Raw genomic sequence first — 17,057 nt, 5'->3', positions numbered from 1 at the left:
TTACTCCTCCTCGAATGCGGGGCTGTGGTCACGGGCGTACTGCACATAGCTGTTGCTGACGCCTTGCGGCACCATCGGCCACACCATCGCGTCGGCACTCACCACGAAGTCGATCACCACGGGGCGGTCGTTGGTCTCGAGCGCGAGCTTGATGGCCGCATCCACCTCCTCTTCCTTCGTGACGCGGATGCCGAGAGCGCCGTACGCCTCGGCCAGCTTCACGAAGTCGGGCACGCGGATGGTGTCGTGACCGGTGTTCAGGTCGGTGTTGGAGTAGCGACCGTCATAGAAGAGGGTCTGCCACTGGCGCACCATGCCGAGCGACGAGTTGTTGATGATCGCGACCTTGATCGGGATCTTGTTGATCGTGCAGGTCGCGAGCTCCTGATTCGTCATCTGGAAGCATCCGTCGCCGTCGATCGACCAGACCACCCGGTCGGGCTGGGCGACCTTGGCGCCCATCGCGGCGGGTACCGAGTAGCCCATCGTGCCCGCGCCGCCGGAGTTCAGCCAGGAGTTGGGGCGCTCGTACTTGATGAACTGCGCCGCCCACATCTGGTGCTGACCGACGCCGGCGGTGTACACACCCTCCGGACCGGTGAGCTCGCCGATGCGCTGGATGACGTGCTGCGGGGAGAGCAGTCCGTCGGTCGGCTTGGTGAAGCCGAGCGGGAACTCCTCACGCAGCCCGTTCAGATACGTCCACCATTCGACGATGTCGGGCTCGGTGGCCCGCTTCGCCTCCTGGAACGCGGCGGTGAGGTCGACGATGACGTCTTTGGCATCGCCGACGATGGGGACGTCGGCGATCCTGATCTTCGAGATCTCAGCCGGATCGATGTCGACGTGCACGACTTTCGCGTTGGGCGCGAACAACGAGGTGTTGCCCGTGACGCGGTCGTCGAACCGCGCGCCGAGCGAGATGATGAGGTCGGACTCCTGCAGGGCGAGCACGGCGGGGACCGTGCCGTGCATCCCGGGCATGCCCAGGTGCTGCGGATGCGAGTCGGGGAAAGCTCCGCGCGCCATCAGCGTGGTGGTCACCGGAACCCCGGTCGCCTCCGCCAGGCCGAGCAGCTCCTGCGAGGCGCGAGCGCGGATGACACCGCCTCCGACGTACAGGATCGGCTTCTTGGCCTCGACCAGCATCTGCGCGGCGGCGAGGATCTGCTTGCCGTGCGCTTTGGTGATCGGGCGGTAGCCGGGCAGGTCGATCTTCGGCGGCCAGATGAACGGCACGGTGTTCTGCTGTGCGTCCTTCGTGATGTCGACGAGCACGGGCCCCGGACGACCGGTTCCTGCGATGTGGTACGCCGCGGCGATCGTCGACGGGATGTCCGCCGCGTCTTTCACGAGGAACGAGTGCTTCGTGATCGGCATCGTGATACCCACGATGTCGGCCTCCTGGAAGGCGTCGGTGCCCATCAGCGTGGAGAAGACCTGGCCGGTGATGAACACAACCGGCACGGAGTCCATGTGGGCGTCCATGATGGCGGTGACCAGGTTCGTCGCGCCGGGGCCCGACGTGGCCATGGCCACACCGACCTTGCCGCTCGCCGAGGCGTATCCCTCGGCGGCGTGGCCCGCGCCCTGCTCGTGGCGGACCAGGATGTGACGGATCTTGGTGGAGTCCATGATCGCGTCGTAGATGGGGAGGATCGCACCTCCGGGCAGCCCGAAGACGCTTTCGACGCCGAGCTGTTCGAGGGTGCGGACGACGGACTGGGAGCCCGTCAGGAGTTCAGGCGACGCCTTGGACGGCGTCGCGGACGGCAACACGGTAGCTGGTTCCGAGGACATGAATCGGCGAGTCCCTTACGTACGAAACGGATGATGCAGAGAGCGCAAGCTACCCGGTGACCGCGCCTTCCGCAGCGGAATGCACGAGCTTCGAGTACTTTGCGAGAACGCCACGGGTATAGCGCGGAGGCAGTGGCGCCCAACCTTCACGGCGGGCGGTCAGCTCGGACTCGTCGACAAGTAGGTCGAGCGAGCGAGCCGCGATATCGACCCGTATCAGATCACCATCGCGCACGAAGGCGATGGGACCTGCGTCCACCGCTTCGGGTGCTATGTGGCCGATGCAGAGGCCGGTTGTGCCGCCTGAGAATCGTCCGTCTGTCAAGAGTAGTACATCTTTGCCGAGGCCTGCGCCCTTGATGGCCGCGGTGATCGCGAGCATCTCGCGCATTCCGGGGCCGCCCTTCGGGCCCTCGTACCGGATGATCACGACGTCGCCGGCCTTGATGCTTCCCTCGGTGAGCGCATCCATGGCCGCGCGCTCGCGCTCGAACACACGCGCGGGACCCTCGAACACGTCGGCGTCGAACCCGGCGGTCTTCACGACGGCGCCCTCGGGTGCGAAGGTGCCCTTCAGGATGGTGATGCCGCCGGTGGCGTGGATGGGGTCGTCGAGCGAACGCATGACCTCGCCGTCCGGGGCGGGCGGGTTGATCTCGGCGAGGTTCTCGGCGACGGTCTTGCCGGTGACCGTGAGGCAGTCCCCGTGCAGCAGGCCGGCATCCAGCAGCGCCTTCATGACGACGGGGACGCCGCCGTGACGGTCGACGTCGTTCATGACGTACTTTCCGAACGGCTTCAGGTCGCCGATGTGCGGCACCTTGTCACCGATGCGGTTGAAGTCGTCGATCGTGAGGTCGACCTCTGCCTCGTTCGCGATCGCGAGAAGGTGCAGCACCACGTTGGTGGAGCCGCCGAACGCCATCGCGACCGCGATCGCGTTCTCGAAGGCCTTCTTGGTGAGGATGTCCCTGGCGGTGATGCCGAGCTTCAGCAGGTTCACGACGGCCTCGCCCGAACGGTGCGCGAAGTAGTCGCGGCGGCGGTCGGCCGAGGGCGGAGCGGCCGAGCCGGGGAGGCTCATCCCGAGAGCTTCGGCCACGGATGCCATGGTGTTCGCGGTGTACATGCCGCCGCAGGCGCCCTCGCCGGGAGCGATGGCGCACTCGATGCGCTTGAGGTCTTCTTCGCTCATCTTGCCCGCCTTGCAGGCGCCGACCGCCTCGAAGGAGTCGATGATGGTGACGTCTTTCTCGGTGCCGTCCGACAGCTTGACCCAGCCGGGTGCGATCGAACCGGCGTAGAGGAACACCGCGGAGAGGTCGAGCCGGGCGGCGGCCATGAGCATGCCGGGCAACGATTTGTCGCAGCCGGCCAGCAGCACGGTGCCGTCGAGGCGCTCGGCCATCATCACGGTCTCGACCGAGTCGGCGATGACCTCACGCGAGACGAGCGAGAAGTGCATCCCCTCGTGACCCATGGAGATGCCGTCGGAGACGGAGATCGTGCCGAACTGGAGCGGGTAACCGCCCCCGGAGTGGACGCCCTCTTTGGCGCCCTGAGCGAGACGGTCGAGCGACAGGTTGCACGGCGTGATCTCGTTCCACGAGCTCGCGATGCCGATCTGCGGCTTCTCCCAGTCTTCGTCTCCCATTCCGACCGCGCGGAGCATGCCGCGGCTGGTGGTGGCTTCGATTCCGTCGGTGACAACGCGCGATCGCGGTTTCCAATCGATGTCTGGCATGGGACAACTCTAGAACGCCGCGGATGCCGTTCCGTTCATGCGACCGAAGCCGGTGGAGAACCCGCCGCCTCAGACCCTGGCCGCGCGGGCCTCGGCGAGCAGGGTGAGCATCGTCGCGACGGCCCTCTCGTCGGCGACACGGAACTGCGCGGCGGTCTCCCCCGCGCCGACCTTCACGCCGATGTCGCCGGTGCCAGGGCGCAGAACGCGGAACCCGTCTTCGTCGGTGAGGTCGTCGCCGGCGAACAGCACGGCGGTCGCGTCGGTGTACTCGCGCAGGCGCTCGATCCCGTCGCCCTTGTCTGCGCCGCGCACCGAGAACTCGATGATGTCCTTGCCGTCGCGGATCGTGAGGGCGTCGCTGATCGCCGTCGCGGCGGAGGATGCCGCGGTGACGATGTCCTCGCCCGTGCCCGACTCCAGGTTGCGGTAGTGCACCCCGTAGCCGACGGGCTTGGTCTCGAGACGCGTTCCGGGGTTCGCCTCGACGAGCGCGCGCAGCACGTCGCCGAGCCGGGCGAGCTTGTCCTGCTCGTCAACGCTGAGGTCGAGCGAGACGCCGTCGCGCCCGAAGCGCACCTCGACGCCGTGCGATCCGATGAGGAGGGCATCCGCGTCGGCCTCGGTCACGATCTCGAGGCTGGAGAGCGGGCGGCCGGACACGTACGCGATCCAGGTGCTCGGCATCGTCTCGAGGCGCTCGAGCGCCGCCTTGGCCTCGGGCAGCGCCCGGGCCGATTTCGGTGTGTCGACGAACGGTGCGAGCGTGCCGTCGAAGTCGAGGGCCAGCAGCAGCCTGTCGGCGGCTGCGAGAGACGTGATGGCCTCGACGATGGCGAGGGCGGAGTCGAGCGGTGCGGCGGGGGCGGAGTCGGTGGTCATGCTTCTTTCCGAGGTCGGTACGAATGGTGTAACGCGGGGATGCGCGGGGCGCCCGGCAGGGCCGGGTGCGCCCCTAGCGGCGGTTGACGGGCGGGTTCTGCAGCGGGTGGTCGCCGTGCGCACTGCGGGTGAGCGCGTCGAGGAAAGAAGCGGACCACTTGGCCACGTCGTTGGTCAGCACCCGCTTGCGCAGCGCCCGCATCCGGCGCGTGCGTTCGCGTTTCGGCATCGCCACCGCCTGCAGGATGGTCTCCTTCAGCCCCTCGATGTCGTGCGGGTTGATGAGAAGGGCCTGCCGCAGCTCGTCGCTCGCGCCGGCGAACTCGCTCAGCACGAGCACACCGTCGTCGTCGACGCGCGTGGCGACGTACTCCTTCGCGACCAGGTTCATGCCGTCTCGGAGTGCGGTCACGAGCATGACGTCGGCGGCAAGGTACAGGGCCACCATCTCCTCGCGCGGGTAGCCGTGGTGCAGGTAGGAGACGGCCGTGTGACCCAGGGTCGCGTAGTCGCCGTTGATGCGGCCGACGGTCAGTTCGATCTCGTCGCGCAGCTGCCGGTACGTCTCGACGCGCTCACGGCTGGGGCTCGCGACCTGGATGAGCGCCACATCCTCCACCGAGATGTCGCCTTCGGCGAGCAGCTCACCGAACGCCTTCAGCCGGTGGCCGATGCCCTTCGTGTAGTCGAGCCGGTCGACGCCCAGCATGATCGTGCCGGGGTTGCCCAGCTCTTCGCGGATCTGTTTCGCCCGCTCCTGGATCTCGGGGCGGCGCGCCATCGACTGGTACTGCTCGGCATCGATGGAGATCGGGAACTGCCGCGCGAGAACGGTGCGCACCAGGCCGCCGTGACGGTTGGTGGTGACGTGCCGGTGCGAGCCTGCCTCGGGATCGTCTGTGTCGATCGGCACCTCGATGATGGGGCCGCGCGTCTCGTAGCCCTTGAGACGGCGCACAGCGCGAGAGAAGTTGCCCGCATCCGCGACCCGCTGGAAACCGATGACATCGGCGCCGAGCAGTCCGTCGATGATCTGGCGGCGCCACGGGAGCTGCGAATAGATGCCGTACGGCGGGAAAGGGATGTGGTTGAAGAAGCCGATCACGAGGTCGGGCCGCACCGCACGGAGCATGGCGGGCACCAGTTGCAGCTGGTAGTCGTGCACCCAGACCACGGCGCCTTTCGCCGAGGTGGCGGCTGCCGCATCCGCGAACCGCTGGTTCACTTTCACGTACGAATCCCACCACTCGCGGTGGAAGCTGGGCGGGGCGATCACGTCGTGGTAGAGCGGCCAGAGCGTGTCGTTCGAGAAGCCCTCGTAGTACTCCTGCAGCTCCTGCTCGCTGAGACGCACAGGATGGATGTTGATGCCGTCGGCCTCGAACGGCTCGATGTCCTCATCGGCGACGCCTGCCCAGCCGATCCAGACCCCGTCTTCGGCGCGCATCACCGGTTCGAGCGCCGCGACCAGACCGCCGGGAGACGGCCGCCACGTCGCGTTCCCGTCGTCGTCGGTGACGCGGTCGACGGGCAGCCGGTTCGATACGATCACCAGTTCGTACGTGTCGCCTTCGTCGGTGTGGCCAGTGGTCTCGGTGGGGTGCGGATGTGCTGAAATGGTTGGTCCAATCCCTCGCGCGCTGCGGGTTTTCACGCTTCTTCCAGGGTACCAGCGTGGTTCAAGGGGTCACGGGGCACCGTTCTCCGGGCGGTAACGCCTCGTTCAGCCGGTGGAGCTACCGTGAGCGCGATGATGCGAATCGGAATGAGCACGTCCTGCGTCTACCCGCTGCCGACGGAGCACGCGTTCCGGCTCGCGCAGCAGGTGGGGTTCGACGGCGTGGAGGTGATGGTCACCCGAGACGAGGCGACCCAGTCCGCTGCCGTGCTCCTCGACCTGTCCGAACGGTATTCGATGCCGATCCTCTCGATCCACGCACCGGTGCTGCTGCTCACGCACTTCGTGTGGGGGCGGGATCCCCGGGTGAAGCTGGAGCGCGCCGCCGAGCTCGCCGGAGCGGTCGGCGCCTCGACGGTGGTCGTGCATCCCCCGTTCCGCTGGCAATCGGGCTACGCCGAGGGCTTCGTGGCGATCGTGCGCCAGATCGCGCAGTCGAGCGGCGTCGAGATCGCCGTGGAGAACATGTTCCCGTGGAAGATCGGCGGCCGCGCGCTCGCCGCGTACTCGCCCGGCTGGAACCCGGCGGAGTGGGACACCGACGCCGTCACCCTGGACTTCTCCCACGCGGCCCTCAGCGGCCTGGACTCGTTTCAGCTCGCGACCTCGCTCGGCGACCGCCTGCGCCACGTGCACCTGTGCGACGGTTCAGGCGCACTCGACGATGGACGCATCTTCGACGAGCATCTGCTGCCGGGCCACGGCGGACAGCCTGTCGCCGAGGTGCTTCGGATGCTCGACGCGGCGGGATGGTCGGGCGACGTCGTCGCGGAGATCAACACGCGGAAGGCCCGCACGGAGGAGGAGCGGGTCGCGATGCTCGCCGAGACGTTGGCTTTCGCGGTGCAGGAGAGATCGGCCGGCACGCCGGCGAATCATCCGGACTGACGGTCATTTTCGCGCGGGGCGCGGAAGACTCCGGCCGGACGGAGGGTCAGTCGACGGCGGTGCCGAGGCGGCGGATGAGCTCGCGGGAGTACTCCTTGTAGCCCGCCGCGGTCGGGTGGAAGGCCGTGTAGCCGGTCGTGTTGACCCAGGGCTTCTTCGTGCCGATGCCGTGTCCGTCGAAATCGACGTCGACGAACGTGATCGGCATCCCCTGGGCGCGCTCGGCGTCGACGGCGTCTCTGATGACCTCGTTCAGTCCGATCGTCGCGGCGTTGATCGCGGCAGCGACACCGAAGTCGGAGGCCGTCGGATCGGAGGCGTCGTAGAGGAGGGCGTAGCCGGTCACGACGATGCGCGCGTTCGGCGCAGCCTTCGCGATGGCGGTGTACACGCTGTCGAGCCGGTCGGGCAGCACGTTCAGCAGGCTGAGCGCCGACGACAGCTCGTTGCGGCACGGCACCGACTTTCCGGCGGCGCAGTCGGCCGCGATGGTGGCGACACCGAGGTCGTTGCCGCCGACGCTCACCGTGACCAGGTCGGTCTTCTCGTCGAGCGGCGGGAGTTGCCGCTTCAGCAGATCGGCGGTGGTGGCGCCGCTGCAGGCCGCATTGGTGACGAGGTCGATGCCGGCGGCCGCGGCGAACACATCCGGATACGCGTTGTCGCTCATCACGCAGCGCCCCGCCTCTTTCCCGCCACCCATGCCGGCGGCGAACGAGTCGCCGAGCGCGACGTACCGGGTGGCCGTGGTGAGTGGCCGACGAGGAAAGGGGTCCACGGTCGGCGTGGGAGTCGGCGTCGCCTGGGCTGTGGAGACCGCACGGGTGGCGCCGGAGTCGTTCGAGGACGCCGACCAGGCGATGGCGCCGATACCGGCGAGCGCGCCGACAGCGACGACGGCGACGATGGGGATCAGGATTGTTCTGCGTCGCATCCGTGCAACGTTACCGGCGCATCCTTGAGACCCGCTCGAAATCGCGCGCCCGGCCGACTCAGATGGGTTCGGTGAGCGCCAGGAGGATCGCGGGCACGCTGGAGGAGAGGCGTTCCGAGAACTTGCGCTCGTCGCCCGAGAGCAGCGCCCGCGCCTCGGCGTTCGCGCACAGTTCGGCGATAACCCGCACAGCCTCCTCCGAGTCGATGGTGAAGCGACGGGATGCGGAGGCCAAGGCCGCCACGACGATCTCGGTGAGCTCGCGGAAGAAGCCGTCTTGATACTCGAGAAAACCGCCGGCGATCTGCGGGTCGCGCATGGCGAGCAAGAGGAACTCCGATTGCACGAGCCACCAGCGGCGGTCGTCCGACTGCAGTTCGAGCACCTTGGTGATGATCTCGACGACGTCGTCGTCTTCGATCCCTTTGCCGTCGCCCACGAGCGGGGTGAGGAACTGCGCGACACCGGCGTTCAGCTGCTCGATCCGCATCGCCTTCTCACGCTCCATGAGAGCGAAGAACAGTTCTTCCTTACTTGAGAAGTTCGAGTAGAAGGCGCCGCGAGTGAAGCCGGCGGCCTCGGTGATCATCTCCACGCTCGCTGCGTGCACCCCGTGCTCGGCGAAGATCTCGAACGCCGCGTCGAGCAGGCGTGAGCGCGTCTTCTGACGCCGTGCCGACTCGGTCGGGGCGTCTTCCCTGAGAACTGACGTGTCCAAGCTGAAACCTTCCTGAATCGGACTCGCATACACCAGTGTATTCGATACATTCGAGTATCGGATACGACGGTGTATCGAACCTTTCTTGCGCTGTGTACCACCCGATATGTAGGAGAACGCGTGTCCTCGATTCTGTATTCGATCGGCCGCTGGGCTTTTCGTGCCCGCAAGCTGGTCGTCTCCCTCTGGATCGTGCTGCTCGTCGCCCTCGGCGGTGGGGCCGCCCTGCTGAACCAGGGAACGGACAACAGTTTCAGCATCCCGGGAACCGAATCGCAAGAGGCCCTCGACACGCTCAGCCGAACTTTCCCGCAGGTCAGCGGCACCTCCGCCCAGATCGTCGTGGTGGCCCCGAAGGGCGACACCGTCCGTGAGCCGGACATCGAGCAACCCGTCAAGGATGCCGTCGCCGATCTCGAGAAGCTCGACGGCGTCTCCGGCGTGACCTCCCCCTACGACGACGGGGTCAAGGGATCGATCTCCGACGACGCCTCGACCGCCATCGTCACCGTACAGCTCGAAGGTCAGTTGACGACAGTGCCGGCCGAGACGAAGACCGCGCTGAAGGATGCGGGCGACGCCCTCGGCACGCAGCTTCCGCAAGAGTCCCAGGTCGCCGTGGGCGGGGCACTGTTCTCGCAGAGCCTGCCCGCCCTGAGCGTCACCGAGCTGCTCGGCGTCGGCATCGCGCTCGTGGTGCTCATCCTGACGTTCGGATCGTTCATCGCCGCGGGGATGCCGCTGCTGACCGCGCTGCTCGGAGTCGGCCTCTCGATCGCGTTGATCTTCATCGCGACGCTGTTCGGCCCGATCTCCTCGACGACGCCCCTGCTCGCACTCATGCTCGGGCTCGCCGTCGGCATCGACTACTCACTGTTCATCATCTCCCGGCATCAGAGCCAGCTGAAGGCCGGGGTCTCGCCGGAGGAGTCGACCGCGCGGTCGGTCGCGACGGCGGGCTCCGCCGTGCTCTTCGCCGGGATCACCGTGATCATCGCGCTCGTCGGGCTGTCTGTGGCGAACATCCCCTTCCTCACCACGATGGGCATCGCGGCCTCCGTGGCGGTCGCCATCGCCGTACTGATCTCCCTCACCCTCACTCCCGCGCTCCTGGGCTTCGCGGGTGCGCGCATCACGCCGGGCCGACGCGCCCTGAAGCGCGCCGCGAAGCGCGCAGCCCGCAAGGCAGCCACCGACGCCGACCCAGCGGACGGCGGGGACGCCGTGACCGGCGAGGCGGTCGCGTCCGCCGCATCCGCCGCATCCGCCGCCCCGAGCCTCGCGCACGCGGCGAAGGCCGACGTGCCACCGGGGTTCTTCCGGGGCTGGGTGCGTGCGGTCACGCGCTTCCCCGTCGTCACCATCGTGGCCGTCGTCGCCCTGCTCGGCATCGCGTCCATCCCGGCGGCACAGCTCCGGCTCGCGCTGCCCGACGCCGGCTCCCACGCGGTCGACGACCCGGCGCGCATCACCTACGACCTGATCTCCGAACACTTCGGCCCGGGATACAACGGCCCGCTGATCGTGACCGGCTCGATCATCTCGAGCACCGACCCTGTCGGGCTGATGACCAAGATCAGTGACGAGATCGCCGACCTGCCGGGGGTCGCCGGGGTTCCGCTCGCCACGCCGAACAAGAGCGCAGACACCGGGATCGTGCAGGTGATCCCAACCACCGGCCCCGATTCGGAGAAGACCGCCGACCTCGTGGCCGCGATCCGCGGGCTGCACCAGCACTTCGTCGACGAATACGGCGTCGACCTGAAGGTGACCGGAACGACGGCCGCCCAGATCGACGTCTCGAACCGGCTCGGAGGCGCCCTGCTGCCGTTCGGCATCCTGGTGGTCGGCCTGTCGCTGGTGCTGCTGACGATGGTGTTCCGCTCGATCGCGGTGCCCATCAAGGCGGCGCTCGGCTATCTGCTGTCGGTGGGCGCCGCTTTCGGGGCCGTCACCGTCGTGTTCGAGTGGGGCTGGCTCGGAGATGCGCTCAACGTCGCCAAGGAGGGCCCGGTGATCAGCTTCATGCCGATCATCCTGATGGGCGTGCTCTTCGGCCTGGCGATGGACTACGAGGTGTTCCTCGTCAGCCGCATCCGCGAGGACTACGTGCACGGCGGCAACGCCCGGCGCGCGGTGCAGAGCGGATTCGTCGGATCGGCGAAGGTGGTGACGGCCGCGGCCATCATCATGATCTCCGTCTTCGCGGCCTTCGTTCCCGAAGGCGACACGTCGATCAAGCCGATCGCCCTCGGCCTCGCCGTCGGCGTGTTCGTCGACGCGTTCATCGTTCGCATGACACTCGTGCCTGCCGTGCTGCAGTTGCTCGGCGAGAAGGCGTGGTGGATGCCGCGCTGGCTCGACCGCATCCTGCCATCGTTCGACGTCGAGGGCGAGGGCCTGCAGAAGGAGCTCGAGCTCGCCGAGTGGCCCGAGCCCGGCGGCCGCGTCATCGCCGCGGCCGAGGGGCTCGGAGTAGTTGCGGGCAAGCGCAGCCTCTTCTCCGACGTGTCGTTCCGGCTCTCCGACGGGGATGTGCTCGTGGTGCACGGTGGCGACCGAACCGCCGGCGCGGCACTGCTCATGGCGATGACCGGGCGAACGAAGCCCGACGCCGGACTGCTCAAGGTCGCGGGCTACGTGCTGCCCACCCGGAGCGGCGCCGTGCGCGCGCGCACCGCCGTGGTGCGGCTCGCCACGTCGGAGACGCCGGTCGAGGATGTGCGCCGCGCCCTCCTCGGCGACCCGCAGGTGCTCGCACTCGACGCCGTCGACACCGTCACCGACCCTGTGGAACGGCGGCGCATCCGCTACGAACTGGCCGATGCGATCGGTCGTGCGCACGCCGACGATCGCCCTTTCGCCTTCGCCCTCAGTTGCGTCGAGCCCGACGGCCTCGACGACATCCTGCCCGACGGCGTGGAGCCGAGCTCCGTGCTTCTCGGCGGCCGAACACCCGCCGCTCCCGCCCCCGCCCACCGCTCCCCCGAAAAGGTCTCCGCCTGATGTCCACCTCCCCCTCCCCCCTGCGTCGCCCGCGCTCGCTGTTCTCGCTGGAGCGGATGCGGTCGGACAAGCGCGTGACCTGGCTCACGGTGGTGGGCATCCTGCTCGTTCCTCTGGTGATCGGCGGGCTTCTCGTCTGGGCCCTGTGGAACCCGACCGAGCGTCTCGGCGACGTCAAGGCGGCCGTGGTCAACCTCGACCAACCCGTGGAGGTCGACGGCCAGACGGTGCCGCTCGGGCGCCAGCTCTCCGCCGGTCTGCTCGACAGCGAGAAGGACAACTTCAGCTGGGTGCTCACCGACCAGAAGGATGCCGCGAGCGGCCTCACCGACGGCTCCTACGTGGCCGTCGTCACCATTCCAGCGGGATTCTCGAAAGCCGCGACCTCGCCCGCCGGCGACGCGGCCGACGCCACGCAGGCGACGATCGACGTGCAGACGAGCGCGGCCTCGAAACTCGTGGACCCCTCGATCAGCCAAGCGGTCACCAGCACGGCGACGTCAGTGCTGAACAAGCAGCTCACGTCGACCTATCTCGAGAACGTGTACGTGGGCTTCAACACGCTGCACGACCAGATCTCGAAGGCCGCCTCCGGCGCCTCGCAGCTCTCCAGCGGTGCGAGTCAGCTCGCCGGCGGCACACACCAGCTCGCCGACGCGAGCGGCCAACTGGCGACCGGTGCAGACCAGCTGTCCGCCGGCGTCTCGCAGCTCTCGACGGGCACCTCGTCGCTCGCGGGCGGGTTCGGCACCCTGGCGGACAAGACATCGGAGTTCGCGAACGGTCTCTCGCAGCTCAGCACGCAGGGCGTCGCGCCGCTCGCGTCAGGAGCCGGCGGCGTCTCGCAGGGGGTCACGCTCGCTGCCCAATCGGCGAAGGCGGCGCTCAGCGAGTGCGTGACGGCCCACGGTGAGACCGATCCCGCTTGCGTCGCGATCGCCAAAACGGTCGGGATCATGACGACGAGCCCCGGCCAGGGGCAGCCCGATCTCGTCACCGGCGCCGGTCAGCTCGCTGCCGGCACGAAGACCGTCGCCGACTCGACCGCCCAGTTGGCGGCGGGCGGCCAGCAGCTCGCCGGCGGGATATCCCAGTCCGCCTCCGGCGCTCGACAACTCGCCTCCGGCGCAGCGCAGTCGGCCACGGGAGCCGCTCAATACTCGGCAGGGGTGCGCCAGTTCGCCGACGGCGTTCCCGCGCTCGCGACGGGCGCCGACCAGACGGCCGCGGGCGCCGCGTCCCTCTCCTCCGGGCTCGCGCAGGCGGTGAAGCAACTCCCGAGCTACTCGGAGAGCGACCGCAAGAACCTCGCATCCGTCGCGTCCGAGCCGGTCAAGCAGGATGCCGCGGCCGCGAGCGGATTCGGCGAGACGAGCATCCCCCTGTTCGCGGCCGTCGCCCTGTGGCTCGGCGCGCTCGCCACCTTCCTCGTGCTGCAGGCGGTCTCACGACGATCGATGCTCACCACGCGCGCCTCCGGGAGGATCGCGTGGGACGGCTTCATCCCTGCGGCGGTCGTCGGCGCACTGCAAGGCGTGCTGGTGGCCGGGATCATGCAGTTCGCGCTCTCCCTCGACGCCGGACACTGGTTCGGCTTCGCCGGAGTCGCCGCGCTGGCCGGTGTCGCCTTCGCCGCCGTGAACCACGGCCTCGTGGCGCTCCTCGGCGGCGTCGGACGGTTCATTTCGATGCTCGTCGTCGTGATCACCCTGGCCTCGGGGATCGTCTCGACGGTTCCCGGCTTCTTCGACAGCGTGATGGCCTGGCTGCCGACGTCCACAGCGATCGTTGCTTTCCGCGGCGTCGTCGAGTCGACGGACGGGGTCTGGCGCGGGATCGGCGGCCTCCTGCTCTGGGCGGCGTTCGGCTTCGCGCTCGCCCTCATCGCTGTGGCGCGCAAACGCATCGTGAGGGTCTCGCAGCTGCTCCCGGCGGAGTAGCTTCCTGCTCCCGAGTCAGGCGAGCGTCAGGGAGAGAGCGAGGGTGGCGAGAACGACCGTGACGGGTGCGACGACCAGTCCGAGGAGCATGTAGCGGCGCCACGACATCGGCACGTCGAGGGCGGTCAGACGCTGATGCCACAGCAGCGTCGCCAACGACGCCCACGGCGTGATCAAGGGGCCGACGTTGACACCGATCAGGAGCGCGACCAGGCGAACGGGCGAGTCGGCGACGGGCTCGAGCGCGAGGTAGGCGGGGAGATTGTCGATGGCGTTCGCCCCGACCATGCCGGTGCCGGCGAGCCTCAGCAGGTCGAGCGGCGACTCACCTGAGCCGGACACGGTCGCGAGCACGGTCGCCAGGCCCACCGCGTGCAGCGCCTCGATGAACAGGAACAGCCCCGAGGCCAGCACGACGAGCTGCCAGGGCAGCATCCCGAACGTCAGCACCGACGGCCGGCGCACGGCGAACAACACCACGAGAACGATCGCGGCGGCGCTCGCCGGCAACCACACCGGCAGGCCGGAGACGAGGGCGGGCAGCAGCGCGATCACGACGGCGGCGCTGCACCAGAAGAGCACGTCGTCCTCGATGGGGTCGCGCGCCTCCGGGGTGTACCGCTGCGTCAGCGATGTGCGGAAGATCAGGAACACGGCGACGGCCGGCACCACGATCGCGACGGCGGCGGGCGCAGCCGTCATCGCGGCGAACTCCAGCGGAGTCGGCGATCCCATCGCGTGCTGCGCCAGAAGGTTGGTGAGGTTCGACACGGGCAGCAGCAGGGATGCCGTGTTGGCCAGCCACACCGTCGTCAGTGCGAAGGGCAGCGGGCTCAGGCCGACGTGGCGGGCGAGAACGACGACGACCGGCGTGAGCAGAACGGCGGTGGTGTCCAGCGAGAGAAAGATGGTACTCACCGTCGCCACGATCACGACGAGGAGCCAGAGCAGCCAGGCGCGCCCGCGCCCCCAGCGCGCCGTCTGCTGGGCGAGCACGGTGAAGAGCCCGGCCTCGGCGGCGAGCTCGGTGACCACCGTGACGGCGACCACGAAGAGCAGGATGGGCCACACCCTGTCCCACAGCACCAGGGCATCCGACACCGGAAGAATGCCGGTCACGACGGCGATGCCGCCGAGAAGCAGGAGGCCGGCGCCGATCAGCGCTGTTCTCATCCTCATCCTCTCTCTGTTGCCGGTCTCCCCGGTGGCTGGATCGACCCTATCCCGGGGCGTACTGTTCGGAACGCGCGCGGTAGCGTTGCATGCGGAGCGAAAGGACGCGAATGCGCAAGTTCATCTTCAACGGCGCTGTGATCAGTGCGGCGGTCGGCCTGTGGTCCACCATCCAGTCGAGCCGGAGCGGCCAACGCGATTGGCGAATCGTGCTGATGTGGGTGAATGCGGGCATCGCACTCGCGATCGCGGTCGGAACAGTGCTCCAAGAGTCGAAAGAAGCTCAAATCAACGAGAAATCGCGCTGATCACGCGGCGTGTCCGCCGTTCTCCTGGCCGGATGTCGACCACACTTGTATTCACAAGGGTGGTAACAACCTGGAAGGGGTTGCACGATGTTTGGTCGCAGGCGGCACGCCGCCGCGGTTCCGGCGGCTCCGGTTCCGCAATTGAGCGAGGCGCAGATCCTCGACGTGGTGCACGAGAAGGTCGCCGAACTGATCGGCGAGCGCGGCGAATGGACTGTGTCCCGCCGCTCCCAAGACGACACCGACACGATCTTCCATTCCGTGCTGGCCCAGTCCGTCTCCCTGAGCATCACCACCGCTCTGCTCGAGGCCAAGCGCCGCATCGAAGCGGGAGAGCTCGCCGAGTCGAGCGAACGCGAGCCGCTTCACGCGGCGGCCGTCGCCGAGCCGGCTGACGCCGCATCCGCGGAGCCGGTGCTCGACGCCGAGGTCACCGCACCTGAAGCCGACAGCGAAACCGTGCAGGAGCCCGCCGCATTCGGCTGGGAGCCCGCACCGATCACCGTCTGGACAGACCTGCGCAAGCCTGTCACCGGCGAGATCCCCGCGATCGCGCAGCGCACGCCCGCTCAGCGCACAGCCGCCTAACCGAGCGCCTTCCAGGATGCGGGGCCGCTCGAGCCCGCCCGGTAGGTCTGCAACGGAACCTCGTCTTTCGCCCACGCGGTGACGACGGGAGCCACGATGCGCCAGCACTCCTCCGCCGTGTCTCCGCGCACCGACAGCGATGGGTCACCGTCGAGGATCCCCTCGAGCACCTCGCCGTAGGCCAGGAGCTGCCCCGGCCCGAAGTCGACGGAGAGCTCGGCGCGTTCGATCTCGAACGGGTCGCCCGGGCCGTTGATGTTCAGTTCGAGCGACATCTCGTCGGGCGCCAGCATGATGCGCAGCTTGGTCGGCTCCGACGCGCCTTTGAGACCGGTCGGGATGTGCTGGGCCGGCTTGAACGTGACCACGATCTCGCGATGACGCTCCCCCAGCGCCTTGCCGGAACGGAGGGTGAACGGCACGCCCGCCCAGCGCCAGGTGTCCACCTCGAACGTCACCTCGGCGAGCGTCTCGGTCTTGCGCGCCGAGTCCACGCCCTTCTCGCCGACGTAAGAGGGCAGCTGACGGCCGTCGATGGTGCCCGCACTGTAGCGGGCACGACGGCTCGAGGTGGTCGGGTCGTCGCCGAAGACGCGCGTAGCGCGGAGAACCGCACCCTTCGCATCCCGGAGATCTTGCGCGTCGAGCGTCGACGGCGGCTCCATGGCCAGCACAGCGAGCACCTGAAGCAGATGCGACTGGATCATGTCGACCATCGCGCCGGCCTTGTCGTAGTAGCGCGCGCGGTCTTCGAGCCCGAGCGTCTCGTCGTAGATGACGTCGACGCGGTCGATGTGCTGCGAACTCCACAGGGGCTCGAAGATGCGATTCGCGAAACGCATTCCCAGCAGGTTGTACACGGTGGAGCGACCGAGGAAGTGGTCGACCCGGTGGATCTGGTCTTCGGGCACCAGCTTCGCGAGCGTCTTGTTGAGCGCGACCGCGCTGCGGCGGTCGGTGCCGAACGGCTTCTCGAGGGCCAGCGCCGTGCCCTCCGGCAGGTCGACCTTCTCGAGGGCTTCGCAGGCGAGGGCCGCGACGGCAGGCGGGAGCGCGAAGTAGAGGGCGGGAACGCCCGTGCAGGCCGCGAAGATCCTCGTCAGATCCTCCGGCTTCGTGACGTCGGCCGACAGGTACACGCTGTCTTTCAGCGCGTTCTCGACGGCCGGGCCGCCGCAGTCCATGGTCTTGAAGGCGGCTCGCACCACGGAGCGCCAGTGCGCATCCGTCCACTCCTCACTTCCCGAACCGATGAGTTGGATGCGTCGATCGGGATGATTCGTGAGCAACTGACCGAGAGCGGGAAGGAGAAGTCGCGACGAAAGATCACCGCTTGCTCCGAGAATCACGAGAGTGGCCACAGGCTGCGTCATGCCATCCACAGTACGGCCATACTGG

At 68.2% G+C, this 17,057-nt stretch carries 13 protein-coding genes; 5 read left to right on the top strand and 8 right to left on the bottom strand.

Annotation, left to right across the window (positions count from 1 at the left end; all coding sequences use genetic code 11):
• From ACFVWR_RS06375 to otsA, 4 genes are all read right to left on the bottom strand, one after another.
• On the bottom strand, positions 1 to 1,800 hold the full coding sequence (locus ACFVWR_RS06375) for an acetolactate synthase large subunit (RefSeq protein ID WP_387209191.1): 1,800 nt from the start codon (positions 1,798 to 1,800) through the stop codon (positions 1 to 3).
• Between the two features lie 49 nt (positions 1,801 to 1,849).
• A complete protein-coding gene (gene ilvD / locus ACFVWR_RS06370) occupies positions 1,850 to 3,544 on the bottom strand; it encodes a dihydroxy-acid dehydratase (protein ID WP_387209189.1) in 1,695 nt (564 codons plus the stop codon).
• Positions 3,545 to 3,613: 69 nt separating this feature from the next.
• Entirely contained in the window at positions 3,614 to 4,426 is an 813-nt protein-coding gene (gene otsB / locus ACFVWR_RS06365; RefSeq protein ID WP_387209187.1) for a trehalose-phosphatase, read from the bottom strand.
• A 73-nt stretch (positions 4,427 to 4,499) separates the two neighbouring features.
• Positions 4,500 to 5,978 (bottom strand): alpha,alpha-trehalose-phosphate synthase (UDP-forming), encoded by a 1,479-nt coding sequence (otsA, locus tag ACFVWR_RS06360; protein WP_387209185.1) that lies wholly within the window; start codon positions 5,976 to 5,978, stop codon positions 4,500 to 4,502.
• 198 nt (positions 5,979 to 6,176) lie between these two features.
• On the opposite strand from otsA, the gene ACFVWR_RS06355 reads away from it, so the two are divergent.
• A complete protein-coding gene (locus ACFVWR_RS06355; RefSeq protein ID WP_387209183.1) occupies positions 6,177 to 6,992 on the top strand; it encodes a sugar phosphate isomerase/epimerase family protein in 816 nt (271 codons plus the stop codon).
• Between the two features lie 46 nt (positions 6,993 to 7,038).
• Here the strand turns inward: ACFVWR_RS06355 and ACFVWR_RS06350 are convergent, their stop codons facing one another.
• Entirely contained in the window at positions 7,039 to 7,926 is an 888-nt protein-coding gene (locus tag ACFVWR_RS06350; protein WP_387209180.1) for an SGNH/GDSL hydrolase family protein, read from the bottom strand.
• A gap of 58 nt (positions 7,927 to 7,984) precedes the next feature.
• Positions 7,985 to 8,644, bottom strand: coding sequence for a TetR/AcrR family transcriptional regulator (locus ACFVWR_RS06345; RefSeq protein ID WP_387209178.1), 660 nt, complete (start codon positions 8,642 to 8,644; stop codon positions 7,985 to 7,987).
• A 120-nt stretch (positions 8,645 to 8,764) separates the two neighbouring features.
• On the opposite strand from ACFVWR_RS06345, the gene ACFVWR_RS06340 reads away from it, so the two are divergent.
• Both ACFVWR_RS06340 and ACFVWR_RS06335 read left to right on the top strand, forming a co-directional pair.
• Positions 8,765 to 11,650: an MMPL family transporter gene (locus tag ACFVWR_RS06340; RefSeq protein WP_387209176.1), complete on the top strand. Its 2,886-nt coding sequence runs from the start codon at positions 8,765 to 8,767 to the stop codon at positions 11,648 to 11,650.
• Positions 11,650 to 13,590 (top strand): YhgE/Pip family protein, encoded by a 1,941-nt coding sequence (locus tag ACFVWR_RS06335; protein ID WP_387209174.1) that lies wholly within the window; start codon positions 11,650 to 11,652, stop codon positions 13,588 to 13,590. The genes ACFVWR_RS06340 and ACFVWR_RS06335 overlap by 1 nt, the downstream gene beginning before the upstream one ends.
• A gap of 15 nt (positions 13,591 to 13,605) precedes the next feature.
• Here ACFVWR_RS06335 and ACFVWR_RS06330 read toward each other — a convergent pair whose 3' ends face one another.
• The gene (locus tag ACFVWR_RS06330) at positions 13,606 to 14,763 is read right to left on the bottom strand and encodes an SLC13 family permease (RefSeq protein ID WP_387209172.1); all 1,158 of its coding nucleotides are present in this window, start codon (positions 14,761 to 14,763) and stop codon (positions 13,606 to 13,608) included.
• A gap of 110 nt (positions 14,764 to 14,873) precedes the next feature.
• Here ACFVWR_RS06330 and ACFVWR_RS06325 point away from each other — a divergent pair, with 110 nt between their 5' ends.
• Positions 14,874 to 15,071, top strand: a complete 198-nt coding sequence (locus tag ACFVWR_RS06325) for a hypothetical protein (protein ID WP_387209169.1) — start codon at positions 14,874 to 14,876, stop codon at positions 15,069 to 15,071.
• 87 nt (positions 15,072 to 15,158) lie between these two features.
• Positions 15,159 to 15,659 carry a hypothetical protein gene (locus ACFVWR_RS06320; protein ID WP_387209167.1) on the top strand — a complete coding sequence of 167 codons (501 nt, stop codon included), beginning with the start codon at positions 15,159 to 15,161 and terminating at the stop codon, positions 15,657 to 15,659.
• Here ACFVWR_RS06320 and ACFVWR_RS06315 read toward each other — a convergent pair.
• The gene (locus tag ACFVWR_RS06315; protein ID WP_387209165.1) at positions 15,656 to 17,032 is read right to left on the bottom strand and encodes a glucose-6-phosphate dehydrogenase; all 1,377 of its coding nucleotides are present in this window, start codon (positions 17,030 to 17,032) and stop codon (positions 15,656 to 15,658) included. The two genes, ACFVWR_RS06320 and ACFVWR_RS06315, sit on opposite strands and share 4 nt — an antisense overlap.
• Between the last annotated feature and the right edge of the window lie 25 nt (positions 17,033 to 17,057).

This window comes from Leifsonia sp. NPDC058292, from assembly GCF_042880955.1.
Taxonomy (GTDB): Bacteria; Actinomycetota; Actinomycetes; order Actinomycetales; family Microbacteriaceae; genus Leifsonia.
This window is presented reverse-complemented; position numbering and strand designations above follow the sequence as displayed.

Coding starts and splice junctions, on each gene's coding strand:
- ACFVWR_RS06375 (WP_387209191.1), bottom strand. CDS start 1,800: ATGTCCTCGGAACCAGCTACCGTGTTGCCGTCCGCGACGCCGTCCAAG.
- ilvD (WP_387209189.1), bottom strand. CDS start 3,544: ATGCCAGACATCGATTGGAAACCGCGATCGCGCGTTGTCACCGACGGA.
- otsB (WP_387209187.1), bottom strand. CDS start 4,426: ATGACCACCGACTCCGCCCCCGCCGCACCGCTCGACTCCGCCCTCGCC.
- ACFVWR_RS06355 (WP_387209183.1), top strand. CDS start 6,177: ATGATGCGAATCGGAATGAGCACGTCCTGCGTCTACCCGCTGCCGACG.
- ACFVWR_RS06350 (WP_387209180.1), bottom strand. CDS start 7,926: ATGCGACGCAGAACAATCCTGATCCCCATCGTCGCCGTCGTCGCTGTC.
- ACFVWR_RS06335 (WP_387209174.1), top strand. CDS start 11,650: ATGTCCACCTCCCCCTCCCCCCTGCGTCGCCCGCGCTCGCTGTTCTCG.
- ACFVWR_RS06330 (WP_387209172.1), bottom strand. CDS start 14,763: ATGAGAACAGCGCTGATCGGCGCCGGCCTCCTGCTTCTCGGCGGCATC.
- ACFVWR_RS06325 (WP_387209169.1), top strand. CDS start 14,874: ATGCGCAAGTTCATCTTCAACGGCGCTGTGATCAGTGCGGCGGTCGGC.
- ACFVWR_RS06320 (WP_387209167.1), top strand. CDS start 15,159: ATGTTTGGTCGCAGGCGGCACGCCGCCGCGGTTCCGGCGGCTCCGGTT.
- ACFVWR_RS06315 (WP_387209165.1), bottom strand. CDS start 17,032: ATGACGCAGCCTGTGGCCACTCTCGTGATTCTCGGAGCAAGCGGTGAT.